Here is a 20,036-nt window from a genome sequence, read left to right as displayed (position 1 = left end):
CGCGATCATCAGACCAACAAGTCTACGCATGGAAGGCAAATATGTCCATACGGCAATATTTGGTATCCCATTCTAATTTGTGCTGCATCAACAACAGGCGGAACACACTTGTTCCGCCTGCAACATCCGCTTACACGGTCACGCCGCGTGCCTGCAAGGCGGCGCGCACGCCGGCGCCGTAGGCCGCATCGGCCCGGTCGAAGTGGCCGAGTTGACGCTGCAAGGTTTCCGGCCGCACCTGGCTCAACGGACCTGCCAGGTTGTCGAACAGGTTTTGCTTCGCCTGGTCAGACATCAAGCGGAACAGATTGCCAGCTTGCGTAAAGTCATCTTCCACACCGCGCCCATCGTAGCGCGCCGCGCCCCCATCGAGCGCCAGCGCCGGTTCACCATGGCCCAGCCCTTGCGGCTGCGTGCCCGCCGCCGCCACGTTGGCGTAATTGCGCGCCGCGCCGCCATTGTGAATCGCCATGCCGCCGTCGCGCTGCTGGTTGTGGAAGGGGCAGCGGGCCGCATTCACGGGCAGATGCTGGTGATTCGTGCCGACGCGGTACAACTGGGCGTCATGGTAGGCGAACAAGCGGCCTTGCAGCATCTTGTCCGGCGAGTAACCCATGCCGGGCACGGCGTTGGCCGGCGAAAAGGCAGCTTGCTCGACTTCCGCGTGGTAATTGTCCGGGTTGCGGTTCAGCTCGAAAATACCCACGGGCAGCAGCGGGAAGTCCGCGTGCGGCCACACTTTCGTCAGGTCGAACGGGTTCCAGCCCGTGCGCTGCTCCCATGCATCGAGTTGCTCCTGCGTCGCCACCTGCAGCTTGACTTCCCACTGGGGGAAATCGCCGCGTTCGATGGCGCCGAACAGGTCGCGCTGGGCGTAATCGGGATCGGCGCCGGCCAGGCGGCCCGCTTCCGCCGCAGGCAAATTCTTGATGCCCTGGCGCGTCTTGAAGTGCCATTTCACGTACACGCGCTGGCCGTCGGCATTGATCAGGCTATACGTATGACTGCCGAAGCCATCCATATGACGGTAGCCGTCCGGCGTGCCGCGGTCCGAGAACAGCATGGTGACTTGGTGCAGGCTTTCCGGCGCATGGCTCCAGAAATCGAACATCATTTCGGCCGATTTCAAGTTGCTTTGCGGATCGCGCTTTTGCGTGTGGACGAAATCGGGGAACTTGATCGGGTCCTTGATGAAGAACATCGGCGTGTTGTTGCCAACCAAATCCCAGTTGCCCTCTTCCGTGTAGAAACGCACGGCGAAACCGCGCGGGTCGCGTTCCGTGTCTGCACTGCCGCGTTCGCCGCCGACGGTGGAAAAGCGCGCGAAGGTGGCCGTCTGCTTGCCCACTTCAGCAAACAATTTGGCCTTGGTGTAGCGCGAAATGTCGTGCGTGACGGTAAAGGTGCCGTAGGCGCCCGAACCTTTGGCGTGCACGACGCGCTCAGGGATGCGCTCGCGGTTGAAATGCTGGAGTTTTTCGATCAGGTGGAAGTCTTGCAGCAGCAGCGGGCCACGGGGGCCGGCACTGATGGAGTTCTGGTTGTCGGCGACGGGAATGCCCGAGGCGGTACTGAATGGCGGCTGTTGACTCATGGCTGCTTTTCCTTCGTTGTTGACTAATGGAACTAGTGTAACGAGGTCAACAGCAAAGGAAAAGTTAATTGATTTTATCGATCCGATAGATATTTACAATGCGCAACCTTGGGCGTCACACACGCCGCCGAGCTGCGCCTGCAACTTCGCCGGCTGGCCCAGGAAGCCGCCGATATCGATCACGGACAATTTCCCGCTGCCATCGTCGAGCACGAAGGTGGGAAAGCCCTGCCCACCCACCTGCGCCAGCAAGGCGCGGCTGGCATCGATATGCCGCTGTGTGGCGGCGCCCGCCTGCCGCGCATACTCGGCCTGGAAGGCGGCGCCATCCAGGCCCAGCTCTTGCGCCAGGGTCACCAGCACGGGCAGGTCGGCGATGCGCAAGCCGTCCACGTAATGGGCGCGCTGCACGCGCTGCAGCATGTCCAGGCCCTTGCCAGCCAGGACTTCCGCTGCCAGGATGGCCGTGATCGGCGGTTCGGAATCCATCATGGCCGTCGTGTCGTTCAGCAAGCCATTCATATAAGCATCGCCGAATGGCTGGCCTGACAATTGCTCGATGCGCCGGTCATGCGGCAGCACATAGCCGCGCCATGCGGGCGTGATCTGGCGGCGATTGCTGCCCGTCATCATGCCGCCGCCGTGGAAGGCCACCGTCAGGCCGGGCACGGCGCGCGCCGCCTCGACCAGCGGGGCGGCGCCGTAGCACCAGCCGCACAGCGGGTCGAAAATGTAGTGCAGTGTGGGCGTGCCGGTTTCCTGGTTGCCGCTTACCATTTCATCTCACCCTTCGCCACTTTCGCGCTGGTCTCTAAAGCGCCATCGAGGCCCAGCTTCGGATAGCGCATTTTCATCGCCTCGATCAGGGCGGCCGAATTGGCGGCCTTGGCCGTTTCCGCTTCAAACGTCACCAGGTAGTCGCGCGTAAAACCGATGCTGTCCGGCGTCAGGGGCGAACCGACCTTGAAGTGGCCCGGCACGACGGTGACGGGTTTCAGGGCGGCGATGCCGTCCAGGGTCTTGAGCCAGTCCTGGCGCGATTGCAGGCTTTGCGTATCGGCCGTCCACACGTGCAAGTTGCCAAACAGCACCACGCCGCCGACGACGGCCTTGATCGATGGAATCCACACATAGGTGCGCGCCGGCGTCGGGCCGGCGATGTCCAGCGACTGGCCTTCCAGGCTGATGCGCTTGCCCGTCAACGCTTCCGGAATGACGATGCTTTTCGGCGCATTGTCTTTCAGGATAGGGCCCCAGTAGGCGACTTTGGCGTCGGCCTTGCGGCGAATTTCCGCGACCGTTTCCGGCGTGGCGACGATCTTTGCCTGCGGGAAAGCCGCCTTGATCACGTCGAGACCAAAGTAAAAATCGGGATCGCTGTGGCTGATATATACCGTCGTCAGTTTCTTGCCGCTGGCGCGAATCTTTTCCACCAGCTTTTGCGCTTCGGCGCGCGAAAACTGCGCATCGATCAGCACGGCGTCATGCTTGCCCGCAACCAATACAGAAGCGACGGGAAAGATGGCCGCTTCGCCCGGGTTGAAGACTTCCAGGGTCAGGGGGGCGCTGGCGGCGGCCGAGGCGGCGCCGACGGCAAACACGGTGGAAACGAGAACGCTGCTGATGGTTTTGGTGAACATGATCTGCCTTCACAAGATGATTAGGATGACTGCATCTTACGTTGCTCGGTTCGGTAGAAAAACCCGTTAAAGCGCAATAGTTTATTGCTTAATTCGGATGAATGAAAACTGCCGTGCCACTGCATGCCGCCATTACTCCGCCAGTTCGCCATGCCACATCAGCAGCACCTGCTCGTTGCACTCGACGGCGTCAGCAAGATTGTCCGGCGTGCGCGGCGTCTGATCAATTAATCAATGCGTACATGTGACGGTTTAAAAACTTCATAGTAACTTTCGGGTCAAAGCATCCTGATGTTTTGGAGCGATTGACGATGTGGACGCAAGAGAATCGAAGCCGGCATCAGCAGGTGAGGACGGCACTCAAACGTGGCTATCCCACGGATGTGAAAGATGAAGAGTGGCGCCTGATCGCGCCGCTGTTGCCAAAGCAAGCGAAGACGGGAAGGCCTCGCAAGACGGATTTGCGCGCAGTGATCAATGCGCTGCGTTACATGTTGCGATCCGGGTGCGAGTGGCGCATGCTGCCTAATGATTTCCCGCCGTATCAGACAGTTTATTACTGGTTTCGGCGGCTGATGCGACGCATGCTGTTTCGTACCATTCATGACTTGGCGCTGATGCGGGATCGCTTGTGCAATGAGCGGGAGGTGCTGCCAAGTGCTGGCATTATCGATAGCCAGAGCGTGAAGGCCCCCGGCGCGCGAACGAGGTTATGACGCCAACAAGAAACTCAGCGGGCGCAAACGTCATATTGCAGTCACACTGCAGTCACACAGATGGCCGCTTGCTGGCGATCAACTTGACGCCAGCCGACATTGCCGACTCCACTGGTGCACAGATGGTGCTTGATGGTTTGATCAAACGCTGGCCATGGGTAAATCATCTGTTTGGGGATGCAGCATACGATCGCAGACAGTTGATGGACAAGGCCGCGTTTCTCGACTTTACTGTCGAAGTCGTGCGCCGCCTGCAGGGGCAGCAAGGTTTCACTGTTCAGCCAACGCGCTGGGTGGTCGAGCGAACGTTCGCGTGGCTGATGCGTTACCGGCGCCTGGTGCACGACTACGAACAGCGCATTGACGTGTCGGAAACATGATTTACCTGGCCATGGGATGGTTGCTGCTGCATCCGCTAACTTTCCGTCAAGTTATTCAACCCGCTGTTAGAAAATTATAACTATCTAATTAAATGTAAGTGCAAATTTATATATGAATATCGCCAAAATAGAAAGGAATGCAGAGATCGATAAATTTATAAAAAAAATCTTGCCAAAAATTAATGCCTCATCATCCACTTTTTTATTTTTTGGCTTTATGTAATGTGGCAAGCTGCTAAGAATCACCATTACAAATATCAACATCGGAGATACCGTGACTGCTTTCCCAAATATAGCGGGAAGACTAGCAGATGAAAATACAATGATTAAAATGAATATAACGAATCCTGAAATGTTATGTTTTTTTAAATCATTGTCAATCATTTATTTCTCCTAAAATGAGCATGCCCTGCAGCATGCTCACCGTGCAACTTCGTTAATTATATTAGTTTGCTATACGATAAGCGATGTAACCAATTCCACCACCAATGACAGCACCACCAATCATACCTAACGCGCCCAAACCAAGTCCGGCCCGCATACCATAACCAGCACCACGTGCGATAGCATAACTGGCGCCAGCACCAGCCGCAGCACCATTAACAGCGCCTCCAGCAGTTGCATCGCCACGATCACCGCCAGACACCATCATTACTTCATCCATAGTCAATACTTGCATCTTTAATCCTTTTTTAACACCTTCACTTGAAGGAGTAATCCCATAAAATTAACGAAAATTTAAATCAGACTTAAACCATTAAAATATAATTACATCTGATGCACTGATCAATTTATTTAAAATGGTCGACCTACAAAGAATGATTTAAGCGCCCACTTTTGCATGAAGCATGAAAATCACTTACTTTCATGCCACTCTTCGGATGTTAAAACGGCATTGCAAGAAAAAAGCACTTGCAGTTCTATCTTTCCTCACATCCCCTATATTGAAAATAAGACTAGTCCTAAATTTCTTCAAAATACTGTGTTGTTACGGAATATAGATATCGACTGCCCACCACCACCTCGCGGCCAGCCCTGCGCTCACAGGCGGGCAGCGGCGGCCTTACGCGGTACGATGTACTTTTCTATCGAGGACGTGCGCTAAAACAACACGACCGGGGGACGCGCACCGGCGTGGCCAAATGTGTCACAGCGTCATGATGGCGTCACATTGGATTGTTATCTTGCCAGCTCTTTCCAACCTAGCCGGATGAACCACATGACACGCAGAAAAATTTCCGTCGCTGGCTGCAGCGTCGCCATCACCCTGATGCTGGCCGCCTGCGGCAGCGATGCAAAAAAAGAAGAGGCAGTGGTCGAAGCACCACCGAAAAACGTCATCTTCTTCCTCGGCGATGGCATGGGCCTGACCACCATGACGGCCGCGCGCATCTATTCGGTGGGCGAAGAAGGTGCGCTGACCATGGATACCCTGCCGGAAACGGCCTTCGTGAAAACCTTCTCGAACGACGCGCAAGTGACGGACAGCGCGCCATCGATGGCCGCCTACATGACCGGCGTCAAGATGAACAATGAAGTCATCTCGATGTCGGCCAATACGGTCGCCATCGATCCGGGCACGGATGCGAACGGCAACAAGCTGGTCAACAAATGCGGCACCGGCAACGGCACGCCCGCCACCACCCTGCTGGAACTGGCCAAGGCCAAGGGCTTTGCCGCCGGCGTCGTCAGCACGGCGCGCGTGACGCACGCCACGCCAGCGGCGACCTATTCGCACATCTGCCACCGCGACCTGGAAAACGATATCGCCGCGGCCCTGGTACCGGGCGGCACCGGCTACAACAGCGCGCTGGGCACCGCTGGCCTGGACGTGGTCCTCGGCGGCGGCGCGCAATTCTTCAAGCCGTTCAAGGATGGCGGCAAGCGTTCCGACGGGCGCGACCTGGTCGCCGAACTGAAGGCCAAAAGCTACACGGTCGCCAACAACGCCACCGACTTCAAGGCCGTCGATGCGGCCAAGACGGAGCGTTTGTTCGGCGTGTTCACGTCCAGCCACATGAGCTACGACCTGGACCGCGATGCGGCCAAGGAACCGAGCCTGGCGGAAATGACCACCAAGGCCATGGACGTATTGGCCAAGAACAAGAAGGGTTACTTCCTGATGGTCGAAGGCGGCCGCATCGACCATGCGCTGCACGAAACGACAGCCAAGAAAGCGCTGCAAGACACCGTCGCGTTCGACAACGCCATCAAGGCCGCCATCGAGAAAGCCAAGCTGACCGACCCGACCCTGGCCAATACCCTGATCGTCGTCACGGCCGACCATGACCACACCCTGGTACTGAACGGCTACGCCAAGCGCACGGGCAAGACGGCTGCCGGCAACCCTGGCGTGCTGGGCGTGGTGAAGAACTACGTCACTGGCGCGGTCGAAAAAGACCTGGACGGTGCTCCGTATTCGATCATCGGCTTCGGCAATGGCGAAAACCGCACGCAATCGAGCCGCGCCGCCATGGCCAGCCTCGATGAAACCGTCACCAGCGCCAATAATTACCATCAGGAAGCGGTGATCCGCACGGCCATCGGCAATGAAACCCACGGTGGCACCGACGTCTTCCTGGGCGCCATCGGCAAGGGTTCGGAAACCTTCCTGGGCACCATCGACAACACCAAAGTATTCGGCCTGGTCAAGACGGCCGGCGGTCTGTAATCCCCAAGAGACAAGAATTGGACAAGCATATGAAACCAGCATTGAAATCCGCCTTGAAACTGTCGCTGTTGACCACGCTCGTGGCTGCCAGCGTTGCCAGCGCCTACGCCGCCGACGCCAAGAACGTCATCTTCTTCCTCGGCGACGGCATGGGCCCGTCCGTCGTGACGGCGTCGCGCATCTACCAATACGGCGAAGACGGCAGCCTGACGATGGACACGCTGGAGCGTACGGCGCGCATCAAGACGTTCTCGAACGATGCGCAAACGACGGACAGCGCGCCATCGATGGCCGCCTACATGACCGGCGTCAAGATGAACAATGAAGTCATCTCGATGGCGCAGGAGACGATCGCCAAAGAGCCCGGCCGCGACGCCAACGGCAACCTGGGCGTGGACAACTGCCCGGCCGGCGGCAAGAGCGCGCCAACCATCCTGGAACTGGCGAAAGCCAAGGGCAAGGCCGTGGGCGCCATCACCACCACGGAACTGACGCACGCCACGCCGGCGACGACGTTCTCGCACATCTGCAACCGCAATGCGCAATACGCGATCGCCGCGCAAGCGACGCCAGGCGGCGCGGGCTACAACACGGCGCTGGGCGATGGCGTCGACGTGCTGATGGGCGGCGGCCGCAACCACTTCACGCCTTGGTCGGCAAGCAACAAGTATGGCCGCGCCGATGGCCGCAACCTGCTGACGGAATTTGCCGCCAAGGGCTACACCGTGGCCGCGACGAAAGCGGAAATGGCGGCGGCACCTGGCGGGAAAAAATTCATCGGCCTGTACAGCACCCGCAGCCACCTGGAATATGAACTGGACCGCACGGCCACGCCACCGCTGGGCGAAGGCGCGACCCAGCCTAGCCTGTCGGAAATGACCCTCAAGGCCATCGACTTGCTGTCGAAAAACGCGAACGGCTATTTCCTGATGGTTGAAGGCGGCCGCATCGACCACGCCTTGCACGGCATCAACGCCAAGCGCGCGCTGACGGACACCATCGCCTTCGACGACGCCATCAAGGCCGCCATCGCCAAGATCAAGGAAACCGATCCGACCCTGGCCAATACCCTGATCGTCGTCACGGCCGACCATGACCACACCCTGGCCTTCAACGGCTATGGCAAGCGCGGCAACAATATCCTCGACATCAACCGCGGCTACAAGGATAACCAGCCGAGCAAGGATGCCGATGGCAATACCTACACCACCCTGGTGTTCGGCAATGGCCCGAACCGCCCTGCCCTGCGCAGCAACGTCGACAGCGCCACGGCCCTGAAAGACAACTATCTGCAAGAAACAGGCGTGCGTCTGGCCAGCGAAACCCACGGCGGCGGCGACGTCAAGCTGCTGGCCACGGGCGCCGGCGCGAAACCCTTCAAGGGCACCCTGGACAACACCAAGGTGTTTGACTTGCTGAAGGCGGCGTTCGGCTTCTGATCCACATCAACACGGCAACCCCACCGGGGCGGATGGCGCAAGCCCTCCGCCCCTCTGCACGTAAAGGCAACACCATGAAATCGTCCCTGATCGCCGTCCTCCTCGCCGCCGGCTTTGCCGCCAGCGCGCAAGCCGCCACCGCCACGCCGTCCGCTCCTGCCGACCTGGACCTGGGCATCACCTATTACAGCCGTGTCCTGACGCCGGAAGGCGTAACGCGCGAGAGCCGCTACGAAGAAAAGATGCTGCGCCGCCCCGGCCACGTGTGGGTCGAGCGCGTGCTGGCGCCGTCGAGCGATGCGCATGCGGGCCACAACCACGGCGACAACAGGAAAGTGGCGCTGAAGGCCACGCAGCATGAACACAAGCACTTCAATCCCGTGCTGATCCCGCGCCACGTGATGCTGGAAAAGAATACCGTGCGCGTGGAATACATCGATGCGCATGACAAAATCGTCGTCGCCATCCCCAAAGCCGAGTACGAAAACGTCAATTTCGACGGCTCCTGGGAAAACAGTTTTTACCTGCTGGACCCGAAACTGGTGGCCGCCATGCCGCTGTCGAAACAGGCGTCGACCGTGACGGGCGCGCGCTGGCGCGAAGTGGAAAAGAATGGCGTGTTCCAGCGCATCCTGTGGGATGAGCAAAAGCAGATTCCCCTGGTCATCGAAAGCGGCGACCGCGCGAATACCTTCTATCGCCGGGTCGACGTCAAGCTGCAGCCGACCGTCAGCAAGGCGCAGCCGTGGGCGAATTTGCAGAACTACGCGCAGCGCGAGTATTCCGACTACCTGGACTAAGCGCCAACTAAAATCGGGACGTAAAAAAAGCCAGGGACATCCCTGGCTTTTGTCTGGCTGAGGCTAGATTACTCCGCCGCTGCCGCTTTCTTCGCCGGCGCCTTCTTGGCGGCCGGCTTTTTCACGGCCGCAGCTTTCTTCGCTGGCGCTTTCTTCACGGCAGCCTTTTTGACCGCCGTTTTCTTCGCTGGCGCCGCGCCTTCTTCGCCTTCGGCCTCGACGGCTGCCGCCTTCGTCTTCGCGCCCGGCTTGGCCTTGCGCTCTTCAAACTCGAAGCTCACCTTGCCATCCTTGCCGCGCACGAGGAAGGCCTTGAACGGACGACGGGTACGCTGGGATACGAACCCAGGCAACAAATCCGTCTTGCCATCGTTGAGCAGTTTTGCCATTTGTTCCGGCAAGATTTCCTGCTGCAAGATGATGCGGCCGCTGCGGAAGTCGCACGTCTTCGGCTTGGCCATGCTGTGTTCGCATACATAGGCCAGGCCCATTTCGTACACGCCGGCATTGCACTTGGGGCAAGGTCCCACGGGCGTCTGGCCCGTGAAATCGACGCCTTCGCCATCTTCGCTCTCGTCGTTCTGGCCGAAATCGAATTCCAGCTTGAAGTTCTTGATCTCTTCATCGCGCACGATGCGCAGGATGGCGGCGAACGGACGGCCCATCTTCGAGCGGAAGCCTTGCAGCGGGCCGATGGTGCGGTCCTTCAGCAATTGTTCCACTTCGGCGATTTCGAACTGGCGCGAACCCGGCGTCTTGCTCATCGAAAATTCGCACTTGGTGCAGGCGAAACGACGGTAGTTTTCCTTCACCACGCCGCTGCAATTCGGGCATGGCGTTTCCAGGGTCGCGTAGTCGCCGGGAATCGTGTCGTTGTCGTATTCCTTGGCGCGCTTGACGATGATTTGCGTCATCTGCGCGATTTCGCGCATGAATTCTTCGCGCGAAATCTTGCCTTTTTCCATCTGCGACAGCTTGTATTCCCACTCGCCCGTCAACTCCGGCGCCGTCAATTCGTTGACGCCCAGGCCTTTCAACAAGGTCATCAGCTGCGACGCCTTGGCCGTCGGGATCAGTTCGCGGCCTTCGCGGATCAGATAGCGTTCCGTCAGCAAGCCTTCGATGGTGGCCGCGCGCGTCGCTGGCGTGCCGAGGCCCTTGCCAGCCATCGCATCGCGCAACTCGTCGTCGTCGATCAGCTTGCCGGCGCCTTCCATGGCCGACAGCAAGGTCGCCTCCGTGAAGCGCGCAGGCGGTTTCGTCACCAGGCCATTCGCGTTGACGCTTTCCGTCTGTACTTTCTCGCCCTTGGCCACTGGCACCAGATTGCCGTTGCCATTGCTTTCCTTGTCGGCGTCCGTCGAGGCTTCCTTGCCGTAGATGGCCAGCCAGCCCGGATTGGTCATGACCTTGCCTTCAGTCTTGAACTGATGGCCGGACACTTCCGTGTAGCGCGTGGTGACCTGGAATTCCGCAGGCGGGAAGAACACGGCCATGAAGCGGCGCGTGACCAGGTCGTACAACTTCTGTTCCGGCTCGGACAAATTCTTTGGCGCGATCGTCGTCGGGATGATCGCGAAGTGATCCGAGATCTTCGTGTTGTCGAAGATGCGCTTGTTCGGCTTGACCCAGCCCTTGTCGATGATCTGCTTGGCGAACTGGTGGTAGTTGCTGTTTTCCTTGACCGTTTCCAGCGCCTGCAGCACGGTCGGCATGTAGTCTTCCGGCAGGTGGCGCGAATCGGTACGCGGATACGTCAGCACCTTGTGCTTTTCATACAGCGCCTGGGCCAGGCCCAGGGTATTTTTAGCGGAGAAACCGAAACGCGAGTTCGCTTCGCGCTGCAGGCTGGTCAGGTCGAACAGGCCAGGCGCCATCGAGGTGGTCGGTTTCGATTCTTCCGTGACATTGCCTTGGCGGCCGCGGCAGGCGGTGGCGATCGAATCGGCAGCCGTCTTGCTCCACAGGCGCTCGGCGCGCTTCTCGGGATCGTTCTCGTCCTTCTTGAATTTCGTGTCCAGCCAGCGGCCTTCATAGATACCGGCCGCGCAAACGAATTCGGCGCGCACTTCCCAGAAGTCGCGCGGCACGAATTTTTTAATTTTATCTTCGCGTTCGACGACGATGGACAGGGTTGGCGTTTGCACGCGACCCACGGTGGTCAGGTAAAAGCCGCCTTCTTTTGAATTGAACGCCGTCATGGCACGCGTGCCATTGATGCCGATCAACCAATCGGCTTCCGAGCGGCAGCGGGCCGCGTCCGCCAGCGGCAGCATTTCTTCGTCGCTGCGCAGGTGCGAGAAACCGTCGCGGATGGCGCCCGGCGTCATCGACTGCAGCCACAGGCGCTTGACCGGTTGCTTGGCTTTCGCGTTTTGCGCGATCAGGCGGAAAATCAGCTCGCCTTCGCGCCCCGCATCGCATGCGTTGATGAGGGTGGTAACGTCTTTACGTTTGATCAGCTTGTTTAATACTTTGAGACGCGCTTCCGTCTTGGCGATCGGGTTCAGCGCGAAATACGGTGGAATCATCGGCAAGTGCGCGAAACTCCATTTGCCGCGCTTCACGTCGAATTCTTCCGGTACGGCGATCTCCAGCAAGTGGCCGACCGCCGACGACAGGACGTATTCATCCGATTCAAAGTACTCATCGTGCTTGGTGAAGCCGCCAAGCGTCTTCGCGATATCGTTCGCGACAGAAGGCTTCTCGGCGATGATGAGGGTTTTTGTCATATTTTTTAGTCTCGAAAAATGCTCTAGGATAGTTTCAGCATGCGCATCATACAGTGCATTGCCAGGCGCCGACGCTTTTGTCTGCGCAAGGCCTTGTGACTTGTGGTCTTGTCAAGCGGCCAATGATAAGCGCCTATTGAAGAATTCGGCAAGTTATCTGCAAGCAAGAATGCGCAGGCGCAAACAGAATGGTCTGGCGTGCGCGGTGCCGCAGCATATAGTAAGGGAGATGGCGCGGCAGCGGCGCCAGGTGCGGCGGGGGGGGTGTAGAAACTAGTGCAGCAGGCGCGGGGGAAGATCTTCATCGTCGACAAACAAGTCGTCGAACATCAGGGCGTCCGGTTCCTTGCCCTGGCTCCACAGCAGCATCAGCACGATGACTTTCAGCTTGCCCAGCGACACGGGCGCCTCGTCGAGCGCCAGCGCCCGTTCGATGACGATTTCGCGCTGCAAGGGCGAGAGCACTTTGGCGCTTTCGAGGAACTGGATGAAGCCGATGGCGGCCGTGCCCAGCACGTCGCTTTCCTGCTGCACATAGAAGCGCGTGCCCGTGGAACTGGCCGTCAGGGTCTGTTCGACGCCGGCCATGGCGTTCAAGTCCGTCAGCCAGACGAGCGCCTCGGAAATCTCCACGTCGTCGAAACCGACGGCCGACAGTTTGCGCGCCAGGACCGCCGGCTCGGGGCAGGCATCGGGGCGATAGTAAGTCTCGTAGAGGTACACCAGGATATCGAACATGGCTCTACTCTAGCAGCTAAGTTCGCTAAGACACAAGGGTGTGCACAGACAAAGCGCGCCCGTGCGGCAAGGCCGCCACACAAGTGCCTAGCTGTCATTTGCAGCGTTGAAACAGTCCTCCCGGCAAGCGTTCCACCCGGCCCGCCAGCTCCAGCGCCAGCAATTCGCCCATCAGCGCGCCCATGGCCAGACCGCTGCGCGCGGCCAGGGTATCGGCGTCGAGGGGATCGTGGCCCAGCGCGGCCAGCAGCGGCGGTTCGTCTTCCACCGTTGGCGGCACGTGGGGAACGCCGCCCAGCCATTGCAGTTCCTGCAGCACATCGTCCGCCGACTCGACCAGCTTGGCGCCCTGCTTGATGAGTGCATGGCAACCCTTGGCCAACGTCGCATGGATGGAACCGGGCAAGGCATATACGTCGCGCCCCTGCTCGCCGGCCAGGCGCGCCGTGATCAATGAACCCGATTGCGCGGCCGCCTCGATCACCAGCACGCCGCGCGCCAGGCCGCTGATCAGGCGATTGCGGCGCGGAAAGTTACCTGGCATGGCCGGCAAACCCAGCGCATACTCGCTGACGATGCAGCCTTGTTCGGCGATTCTTTGCGCCAGATCAAGGTTACGTCGCGGATACACCAGATCGGCGCCCGTGCCGATCACGGCCACCGTGCCGCCCGCGCCGCGCAAACCGCCCTCGTGCGCGTGCGTGTCGATGCCCAGCGCCAGCCCGGAAATAATGGTCAAGCCTGCCGCGCTGAGGGCTTGCGCAAAGGCTGCCGCATTCTGCATGCCTTGCGCGCTGGCATTGCGGCTGCCGATGATGGCCACACCGGGACGCGACAGCAGTTCGGCCCGCCCCCGTACATATAACAAGAGCGGCGGATCGGCGATTTCCAGCAGCAGGGGCGGATACGCGGCATCGGCCAGGGTCAGCACGGCGTTGCCGGGCCGCTGCAGCCATTGCAGGGTGAGTTCGAGCTGGCTGTTGGCCACCGGCTTGGGCGGCTGCGCGATGGCGCGCGCCACGCTGGCCGGTACCACTTCGCGCAAGGCCTCGAATGATGCGGCGAAGATGGCCGGCGGCAAGCCGAAGCGGGCCAGCAAGGCGCGCGCCGCCACGGGACCCACGCCGGGCAGGTGCTGCAGGCGCAGCCAGCCCGCCAGTTCCGTGGCCGTGTCTGCCGTCGTTGCAATTGCATGCATGACAACCTCGCTGTGTACGGTGCCATTCCATGCTAGCGCCATGGCGCGCACGCGATACCGACGCGCGCAACAATGCGTGCAATGGCCGTGCAAAACGGCCCGCCGTCCACAGGGAAAGGGGCGTCTGTGATAAAATTTCCCTTTGCAGCAAACGAATAGCGCACTGGCAAACGCATCTGCCGCGCCGTTGCGCCACACGCGCCCAACCGTAGCGTACTCAAAAATAAAATAGCCCTGCCATCGTTCGCATGGCCCAGGCATGAATAATCCGGCGCACCGGCGCCCACCTTAACCAGTCGAATCCGTATGTCCATATTAAATATCCTGCGTTACCCCGATCCGCGCCTGCACACGATCGCCAAGCCCGTCACCGAATTTGACGCGCGCCTGCAAACCCTGATCGACGACATGGCTGAAACCATGTACGACGCCCCAGGCGTCGGTCTGGCCGCGTCGCAAGTGGACGAACATATCCAGATGATGGTGATCGACACCACCGAAGAGAAAAACCAGCTGCAAGTGTTCGTCAACCCGGAAATCACCTGGGCCAGCGAGGAAAAGCAGGTCTACGACGAAGGCTGTCTGTCCGTACCTGGCGTCTACGATGGCGTCGAGCGCCCGGCCCGCATCAAGGTGCGCGCCCAGGACCGCCACGGCAAGCAGTTCGAACTGGAAGCCGATGGCTTGCTGGCCGTCTGCATCCAGCATGAGATGGATCACTTGCTGGGCAAGGTATTCGTCGAATACCTGTCGCCGCTCAAGCGCAACCGCATCAAGACCAAGATGATCAAGGAAATCCGTGGTCTCGAGCGCGAAGCCAGCTTGCGTGCACAGAACCGCCGTTTCTAAGCTACTGCTGATAGACTAAGCAGCAACAGTAGTCGTCTTACCACGCCAGCCTGGCGCCCTCGGGCGCGGGCCTGCGCACCTCACGTCAAGGAACCATATGAAAGTGATCTTCGCAGGCACGCCTGAATTCGCCGCCACGGCTCTGAAAGACTTGCACGAAGCGGGATTCGAGATTCCGCTGGTGCTGACCCAGCCCGACCGCCCTGCCGGACGCGGCATGCAATTGCACGCCTCGGCCGTCAAGCAGTACGCACAGCAGCACGGCATCGAGGTGCTGCAGCCCTTGTCCCTGCGCATGGACAGCAAGGACCCGCAGCGCGCCGCCGAAGCGAAGGCGGCCCACGAGCGCCTGCTGGCCACGGACTACGATGTCATGGTGGTGGCGGCCTACGGCTTGATCTTGCCGCGCAGCACGCTCGACATCAAACCCTGCATCAATATCCACGGTTCCTTGCTGCCGCGCTGGCGCGGCGCCGCGCCCATCCACCGCGCCATCGAAGCCGGTGACGATGAAACGGGCGTGACCATCATGCAGATGGAAGAAGGCCTCGATACGGGGCCGATGCTGGCCATCGAGCGCACGCCCATCGAAGCGGGCGACTCCACCGCCACCCTGCACGACAAGCTGGCCGCCCTGGGCGGCAAGATGATCGTCGAAACCCTGCGCAAGATGCAGCAGCAGCCGCTCGAAGCCGTGCCGCAGCCGGAGGCGGGCGTGACCTACGCGGCGAAAATCGCCAAGGAAGAAGCGGCGCTCGATTTCAGCTTGCCGGCGCTGGAACTGGGCCTGAAAATCCGCGCCTTCAATCCGTTTCCCGGCGCCTGCGGCCAGGTCGATGGCACCACCGTCAAGATCTGGGCCGCCGAGGTAATCGAAGCGGACAGCAAGGAAGCGCCCGGCCAGGTGCTGGCGGCCGACGCCCAGCACGGCATCGTCGTCGCTTGCGGCAATGGGTCGCTGCGCCTGACGGAACTGCAAAAACCGGGCGGCAAGCGTTTGCCCGCGGCCGAATTCATCAAGGGCTTCCCCCTCGACGGCAAGCGCTTCGTTTAATTAGTAACCGATACCCGCAACACGCGCCCATGGACCAGCTGACCGCCCTGCGCGCCCTGCGCCGCGTCGTGGAACTGGGCAGCTTCACGGCCGCGGGTGCCGCGCTGGGCATTTCCCACTCCATCGTCTCGCGCCAGATCCGCCAGCTGGAAAGCCAGCTGGGCGCCCAGCTGCTCAACCGCACCACGCGCCGCTTCGCCCTGACGGCCGCCGGCCAGGAATACTACCTGGCCAGCCGCGACATCCTCGACGCCCTTGACGCGGCCGACCGCGCCGTCGCCATGCACCAGGCGCAGCCGTCCGGCAGCCTGCGCATCAATGCGCCGATGGCTTTCGGCACACTGGAACTGGCCGCCTGGCTGCCCGATTTCAGCCGCCAATACCCGCACATCCACATCGACCTCGTCTGCAATGACCGCATCGTCGACCTGATCGACGATGGCTTCGATGTGGCACTGCGCCTGGCGCGCGGCTTGCCCGATTCCACCTTGGTGGCGCGCCAGCTGGCCAGCAGCCGCACGGTGGCCGTCGCCGCGCCCGCCTACCTGGCGCGCCATGGCCATCCGGCCACGCCGCAAGAGCTGGCGCAGCACAATTGCCTGATGTACACCTCCGGCGACAAGCCGGCGGAGTGGTCGTTCACGGATAACGACGGCGCCGCGCACAAGGTGGCCGTGCGCGGCAGCCTGCAAGCCAATACCAGCGTCGCCTTGCGCGAAGCGGCCGTGGGCGGCATGGGGATTGCCGGCGCGGCCGCCTTCATCGTGCGCGACGCGCTGCGCAGCGGCCAGCTGGTGGAAGTGCTACCCGGCTACACCTTGCGTCCACGCACCCTGTACGCGCTGTATCCGCACAGCCGCCAGCTGTCGCCCAAGGTCAGGGCCTTCATCGATTTTGCCGTGCAACACTATCAAGATCGCCGCTGGGATTGATTACGGCTGCTGCAGCACCTTGCGCACGGCGCGGAACTGCTGCGTCAAGCCGCCGTAGCCCCAGGCCGCCTGGCGCGCGTCATGCACGTGGATGTAGCTGACGTCATGCAAGGCACCGAGATACTCCCGCATGGCGGCGAACACGGCAGCGATATACGCGGCCTTTTCGGCGGCCGTATTCGTTTCATCGCTGATCAGGATATCGAGGAAAAAACTGGCCTTGCCTTGCGCTTGCAAGGATGGCCCGCCGACAAACCAGTGCGCCGCGTCAAGATGGCTGATCGCCACCGACGTCAGTTCGGGCGCCTTGTGCAACAGCTGCGCCGTCAATTGGCTCAGGGTGGCGGCGATGGCGGCCGACTGGCGCGCATCGGGCGCGGTGGACAAACGCAGGTTCAGGATGGGCATGGGATGCTCCGCAAGTGGATGAAGTCCCATTCTAGGCAGGCGGGATGAGAAATGGCAGCCTGCGCGCGGCACAGGATTTGTGCAGTTTGCGCACGAATGCTGCGCACATAAAAAAAGGGCTTGCCGCGGCAAGCCCTTGTTGCATCCAGCGCCCTGGCTTAGCGGCGCTGCACCTTCATCAGGCGTGCGCCCACGGACGACGACAGGCTGACCTCGAAACGGCCGCCGGCCGGCAAGGCGCTCACGTCGACGCTGGCTTTGCCACCCGTCAAGTCAGTGGCGACCACCGTCTTGCGGCCATCGGCGGCCACGTACAGCACGGCGGCATACGGTTCCGACTGGGCATTCCAGACCAGCGCCAGCTTGCCGCCGCTTTGTGTCGCATCGAACGTGGCATCGTTGGCGGCGACCTTGCTGCGGCGCGCCGGGCGCTCCAGCTTGGCTAAAGCCTTGCCGTTTTGCAGCACTTGCACGTCGCTGATATCGCCCGGGTTGGCGAAGCTGACGCGGAAATGGCTCATGGCGTTACCGCCATGGTCGGCCACGGAGACGGCATCGAAGGGCAAGTCGATAGTCTGCCCCGACGCCGTCAGCACGCGCAAGGTATAAGCATGGCCGCTGCCACTGGCAGCGACGCCGATGCGCACCGACGAAGCAACGGCGGGACGCAGACCCACGCCCGATGGCGTGATGCGGCCGGAAATCGTCAGATAGCCATTCTCGGCCACGGACATGCTGGCGGCCAGCACATTGCTGCCCGTAACTTGCGTGCTGCGTTTTTCCAGGAATTGCTGCACCCGCGCATAGCTGTAGTCGGAGAACCAGGCGCCGCTGCAATAGCTCATCACGTCCTTCATCGGCGTGCTGCCATAGACTGCCTTGCTCAGCTGGCCGATGCTGCCCGCGTAGTTGCTGTTGTACAGCGCTTGCGGACCCAGATCGCCATTGGCATACGGGTAGTCGGGAGCCGCATTGGCTGGACCGCCGCAGGCTACGTGCTGCAGCGAGTGGTTGTGGCCCAGCTCATGCACGAGCGTGGTCAGCCATAGAGGCCATTGATTGCCGAAGGGGTCGACCGCTGCGATGCGGTTGGAACTGGCATCGAGGCCGATGGCCGACGTGAAGTCGCTGCCGCTGCTGCGCTGGTTGATATAGGCCAGGCCGGCGGCGTTGTTGACGGACATCTTCGGCACGAAACCATAATAATAGGCGCCGCTGTCTTCCAGCGCGCGCTGGTTTTCCAGCTTGCCCAGGGTATCGCTCCACCAGCTGTCGGCCGTGCTGCTGCCTGGCATGCTCAGCGCAGTGCGCGTCGTGATGCTGATATTTTCCGTCGCATACGGATACACGCGCAGCAGCGCGGCGCGGATCACCTCGGCGTCAGGCAGTTGCGCCACGCCATCATCGGTGCTCAAGGGCACGAGCACCAGACGAATTTTGGCCAGGCTGGCCACCGCAGGCGCCGCTTCCTGGCTCACTTGCACGCCATCATTGCCGACAGCCGTCACGCGCACGCGCACGCCGGGCAAGATCCAGCCGGAAGGCAGGACGGCACTGAAGTTGCCATTGAAACTGTCATCGTTCTTCGTCGCCGGCAAGAGCGCCGGCCCCGTCATCGCGATGCTGCCCAGATTGCTGCCATTGGCGGCCGTCGCATTCAAGGTGACAGCCGGGCTGGTCTGGCCCACTTGCGCGCCCAGCACGGACACGCGCACGGCGGCCGGCTTGCCGCGCGTCAGGCGCAAGGCTGTATTGCTGGCGTTCAAATTCAGTACTTGCGCGAAATCAATACTGCCCAAGGTAAAGGCCGACACCGTGCCCGCATTCACGGCGATGCGCGACGCGGCCGACAACATCACGTTGCCCGTTGCCGAGGCTGGCGCGGACAGCAGCAGCTGGCTGGCGCTGGCGCTGACGATGACGGCAGGCGTATTGCCCACCGAAGCCGAGCTGACCTGATCGAGATTGCTGCCCTGCAACGTCACCGACAAGGTCGTGCCGTTGACGACCGACGAGATCGACGTCACCGCCACGCTGGCCAGGACCGTGTACGCGTCGCCGCTGGCGACATCGTTGTAGGGGCCGCGCACCGTCAGCGCGCCAGTCGCGGCGCCCGCAGGCACTACCACCGTCACGCTGCTGGCCGTCTGGCTTTGCGGCGTTGCCGCCGCGCCATTGCCAAACTGTACCGCCGTCACGGCGCCCATGCCGGCGCCCGTGATCGTCACGCTGGAACCGACACCGCCCGTCGCCGGTGCGACGCTGCCCACGCTCAATGGCAGGTACACAGTGACGTTATAGCTGGTGGCCGCCGTGCCGCTGGCGCTGACCAGGCTCAAGGCGCCCGTGACGGGCACGCCCGGCATGGCCAGAGTCACGCTGGTGTCGCTGCTGGCACTGGCGGCAACGTTCACGCCACCCACCTGGAAAGCCGTCACACGGCTCAGATTCGTGCCCGTCACCACCAGGCTGCCACCGATGGCGACATTCGCCGCCGAGACGGCCGTCACGGCGGGAATCAGGACGGGCGTACCCGAGGTGGTCGCCACCACCGTGTCGCCACCACCACCGCCCCCGCCGCCGCAGGCGGACAGGCCCAGCATGACAAACAATGCTACAAGCAAATGGTTTTTCATGGCTGGCAACCATGTTGATGCAGCGCGATGCCGGGGAGGACACGAGATAAATGTGACATATTGGTGACTTTTGGTGAGAATTTATTTTCGAAGAACCAATATTATGGGTTAATTCGATTCCTAAAGACAACTATTAATGCTTTTGATTCAATTGGTTTTGATAATAATTAAAATATCGTCTTGGCAAATTTTATTTTGAGCATTATTGGCTTCACTCTGTATTGACTTAAATCGAAATTACTTTCCTTT

At 60.8% G+C, this 20,036-nt stretch carries 16 protein-coding genes and 1 pseudogene; 7 read left to right on the top strand and 10 right to left on the bottom strand.

All coding sequences use genetic code 11. The annotated features are described in order from the left end of the window. Nucleotides 1–130: 130 nt before the first annotated feature. The 3 genes from HWE17_RS13950 to HWE17_RS13940 all read right to left on the bottom strand — a co-directional run bounded on the left by HWE17_RS13950 (nucleotide 131) and on the right by HWE17_RS13940 (nucleotide 3,234). Nucleotides 131–1,594, bottom strand: a complete 1,464-nt coding sequence (locus tag HWE17_RS13950; RefSeq protein WP_176389143.1) for a catalase — start codon at nucleotides 1,592–1,594, stop codon at nucleotides 131–133. Nucleotides 1,595–1,687: 93 nt separating this feature from the next. Beyond that, on the bottom strand, nucleotides 1,688–2,371 hold the full coding sequence (locus HWE17_RS13945; RefSeq protein ID WP_176389142.1) for a DsbA family protein: 684 nt from the start codon (nucleotides 2,369–2,371) through the stop codon (nucleotides 1,688–1,690). Next, on the bottom strand, nucleotides 2,365–3,234 hold the full coding sequence (locus HWE17_RS13940) for an MBL fold metallo-hydrolase (RefSeq protein WP_176389141.1): 870 nt from the start codon (nucleotides 3,232–3,234) through the stop codon (nucleotides 2,365–2,367). Before HWE17_RS13940 ends, HWE17_RS13945 begins: the two co-directional genes overlap by 7 nt. A 311-nt stretch (nucleotides 3,235–3,545) precedes the next feature. On the opposite strand from HWE17_RS13940, the pseudogene HWE17_RS13935 reads away from it, so the two are divergent. Further along, a pseudogene (locus HWE17_RS13935) lies at nucleotides 3,546–4,410 on the top strand (IS5 family transposase). A gap of 4 nt (nucleotides 4,411–4,414) precedes the next feature. Here the strand turns inward: HWE17_RS13935 and HWE17_RS13930 are convergent. Then, a complete protein-coding gene (locus HWE17_RS13930; RefSeq protein ID WP_152598842.1) occupies nucleotides 4,415–4,714 on the bottom strand; it encodes a hypothetical protein in 300 nt (99 codons plus the stop codon). A 61-nt stretch (nucleotides 4,715–4,775) separates the two neighbouring features. Then, nucleotides 4,776–5,009: a bacteriocin gene (locus HWE17_RS13925; protein WP_152598841.1), complete on the bottom strand. Its 234-nt coding sequence runs from the start codon at nucleotides 5,007–5,009 to the stop codon at nucleotides 4,776–4,778. Nucleotides 5,010–5,600: 591 nt separating this feature from the next. On the opposite strand from HWE17_RS13925, the gene HWE17_RS13920 reads away from it, so the two are divergent. From HWE17_RS13920 to HWE17_RS13910, 3 genes are all read left to right on the top strand, one after another. Then, nucleotides 5,601–7,001 (top strand): alkaline phosphatase, encoded by a 1,401-nt coding sequence (locus tag HWE17_RS13920; protein WP_255206241.1) that lies wholly within the window; start codon nucleotides 5,601–5,603, stop codon nucleotides 6,999–7,001. Between the two features lie 59 nt (nucleotides 7,002–7,060). After that, on the top strand, nucleotides 7,061–8,440 hold the full coding sequence (locus HWE17_RS13915) for an alkaline phosphatase (protein WP_176389155.1): 1,380 nt from the start codon (nucleotides 7,061–7,063) through the stop codon (nucleotides 8,438–8,440). Nucleotides 8,441–8,514: 74 nt separating this feature from the next. After that, nucleotides 8,515–9,240 (top strand): hypothetical protein, encoded by a 726-nt coding sequence (locus tag HWE17_RS13910; protein ID WP_176389140.1) that lies wholly within the window; start codon nucleotides 8,515–8,517, stop codon nucleotides 9,238–9,240. A 68-nt stretch (nucleotides 9,241–9,308) separates the two neighbouring features. Here the strand turns inward: HWE17_RS13910 and HWE17_RS13905 are convergent, their stop codons facing one another. The 3 genes from HWE17_RS13905 to dprA all read right to left on the bottom strand — a co-directional run bounded on the left by HWE17_RS13905 (nucleotide 9,309) and on the right by dprA (nucleotide 13,908). After that, nucleotides 9,309–11,972, bottom strand: coding sequence for a DNA topoisomerase III (locus tag HWE17_RS13905; protein ID WP_176389139.1), 2,664 nt, complete (start codon nucleotides 11,970–11,972; stop codon nucleotides 9,309–9,311). 273 nt (nucleotides 11,973–12,245) lie between these two features. Next, on the bottom strand, nucleotides 12,246–12,710 hold the full coding sequence (locus tag HWE17_RS13900; protein WP_034749287.1) for a DUF494 family protein: 465 nt from the start codon (nucleotides 12,708–12,710) through the stop codon (nucleotides 12,246–12,248). 94 nt (nucleotides 12,711–12,804) lie between these two features. Next, the gene (dprA, locus tag HWE17_RS13895; protein WP_176389138.1) at nucleotides 12,805–13,908 is read right to left on the bottom strand and encodes a DNA-processing protein DprA; all 1,104 of its coding nucleotides are present in this window, start codon (nucleotides 13,906–13,908) and stop codon (nucleotides 12,805–12,807) included. A gap of 306 nt (nucleotides 13,909–14,214) precedes the next feature. Here dprA and def point away from each other — a divergent pair, with 306 nt between their 5' ends. The 3 genes from def to HWE17_RS13880 all read left to right on the top strand — a co-directional run bounded on the left by def (nucleotide 14,215) and on the right by HWE17_RS13880 (nucleotide 16,743). Further along, a complete protein-coding gene (gene def / locus HWE17_RS13890; RefSeq protein WP_099379962.1) occupies nucleotides 14,215–14,757 on the top strand; it encodes a peptide deformylase in 543 nt (180 codons plus the stop codon). 97 nt (nucleotides 14,758–14,854) lie between these two features. Beyond that, nucleotides 14,855–15,811, top strand: a complete 957-nt coding sequence (gene fmt / locus HWE17_RS13885; RefSeq protein WP_176389137.1) for a methionyl-tRNA formyltransferase — start codon at nucleotides 14,855–14,857, stop codon at nucleotides 15,809–15,811. A 29-nt stretch (nucleotides 15,812–15,840) separates the two neighbouring features. Next, nucleotides 15,841–16,743, top strand: coding sequence for a LysR family transcriptional regulator (locus tag HWE17_RS13880; protein WP_176389136.1), 903 nt, complete (start codon nucleotides 15,841–15,843; stop codon nucleotides 16,741–16,743). On the opposite strand, the gene HWE17_RS13875 is transcribed toward HWE17_RS13880, so the two are convergent. Then, nucleotides 16,744–17,151, bottom strand: a complete 408-nt coding sequence (locus tag HWE17_RS13875; protein ID WP_176389135.1) for a 4-oxalocrotonate tautomerase family protein — start codon at nucleotides 17,149–17,151, stop codon at nucleotides 16,744–16,746. Nucleotides 17,152–17,309: 158 nt separating this feature from the next. Beyond that, nucleotides 17,310–19,787: an IPT/TIG domain-containing protein gene (locus HWE17_RS13870; RefSeq protein ID WP_176389134.1), complete on the bottom strand. Its 2,478-nt coding sequence runs from the start codon at nucleotides 19,785–19,787 to the stop codon at nucleotides 17,310–17,312. Nucleotides 19,788–20,036: the final 249 nt, after the last annotated feature.

This window comes from Janthinobacterium sp. BJB401 (genome assembly GCF_013372745.1).
Classification (GTDB): domain Bacteria; phylum Pseudomonadota; class Gammaproteobacteria; order Burkholderiales; family Burkholderiaceae_D; genus Janthinobacterium; species Janthinobacterium rivuli.
Note: the sequence above shows the minus strand (reverse complement) of the source record. Positions and strands in the feature narration are given on the sequence as shown.

What these genes read in the sequence shown, in the direction of transcription:
- HWE17_RS13950 (WP_176389143.1), bottom strand. Translation starts at nt 1,594, where the DNA reads ATGAGTCAACAGCCGCCATTCAGTACCGCCTCGGGCATTCCCGTCGCC.
- HWE17_RS13945 (WP_176389142.1), bottom strand. Translation starts at nt 2,371, where the DNA reads ATGGTAAGCGGCAACCAGGAAACCGGCACGCCCACACTGCACTACATT.
- HWE17_RS13940 (WP_176389141.1), bottom strand. Translation starts at nt 3,234, where the DNA reads ATGTTCACCAAAACCATCAGCAGCGTTCTCGTTTCCACCGTGTTTGCC.
- HWE17_RS13930 (WP_152598842.1), bottom strand. Translation starts at nt 4,714, where the DNA reads ATGATTGACAATGATTTAAAAAAACATAACATTTCAGGATTCGTTATA.
- HWE17_RS13925 (WP_152598841.1), bottom strand. Translation starts at nt 5,009, where the DNA reads ATGCAAGTATTGACTATGGATGAAGTAATGATGGTGTCTGGCGGTGAT.
- HWE17_RS13920 (WP_255206241.1), top strand. Translation starts at nt 5,601, where the DNA reads ATGCTGGCCGCCTGCGGCAGCGATGCAAAAAAAGAAGAGGCAGTGGTC.
- HWE17_RS13910 (WP_176389140.1), top strand. Translation starts at nt 8,515, where the DNA reads ATGAAATCGTCCCTGATCGCCGTCCTCCTCGCCGCCGGCTTTGCCGCC.
- HWE17_RS13905 (WP_176389139.1), bottom strand. Translation starts at nt 11,972, where the DNA reads ATGACAAAAACCCTCATCATCGCCGAGAAGCCTTCTGTCGCGAACGAT.
- HWE17_RS13900 (WP_034749287.1), bottom strand. Translation starts at nt 12,710, where the DNA reads ATGTTCGATATCCTGGTGTACCTCTACGAGACTTACTATCGCCCCGAT.
- dprA (WP_176389138.1), bottom strand. Translation starts at nt 13,908, where the DNA reads ATGCATGCAATTGCAACGACGGCAGACACGGCCACGGAACTGGCGGGC.
- def (WP_099379962.1), top strand. Translation starts at nt 14,215, where the DNA reads ATGTCCATATTAAATATCCTGCGTTACCCCGATCCGCGCCTGCACACG.
- fmt (WP_176389137.1), top strand. Translation starts at nt 14,855, where the DNA reads ATGAAAGTGATCTTCGCAGGCACGCCTGAATTCGCCGCCACGGCTCTG.
- HWE17_RS13880 (WP_176389136.1), top strand. Translation starts at nt 15,841, where the DNA reads ATGGACCAGCTGACCGCCCTGCGCGCCCTGCGCCGCGTCGTGGAACTG.
- HWE17_RS13875 (WP_176389135.1), bottom strand. Translation starts at nt 17,151, where the DNA reads ATGCCCATCCTGAACCTGCGTTTGTCCACCGCGCCCGATGCGCGCCAG.
- HWE17_RS13870 (WP_176389134.1), bottom strand. Translation starts at nt 19,787, where the DNA reads ATGAAAAACCATTTGCTTGTAGCATTGTTTGTCATGCTGGGCCTGTCC.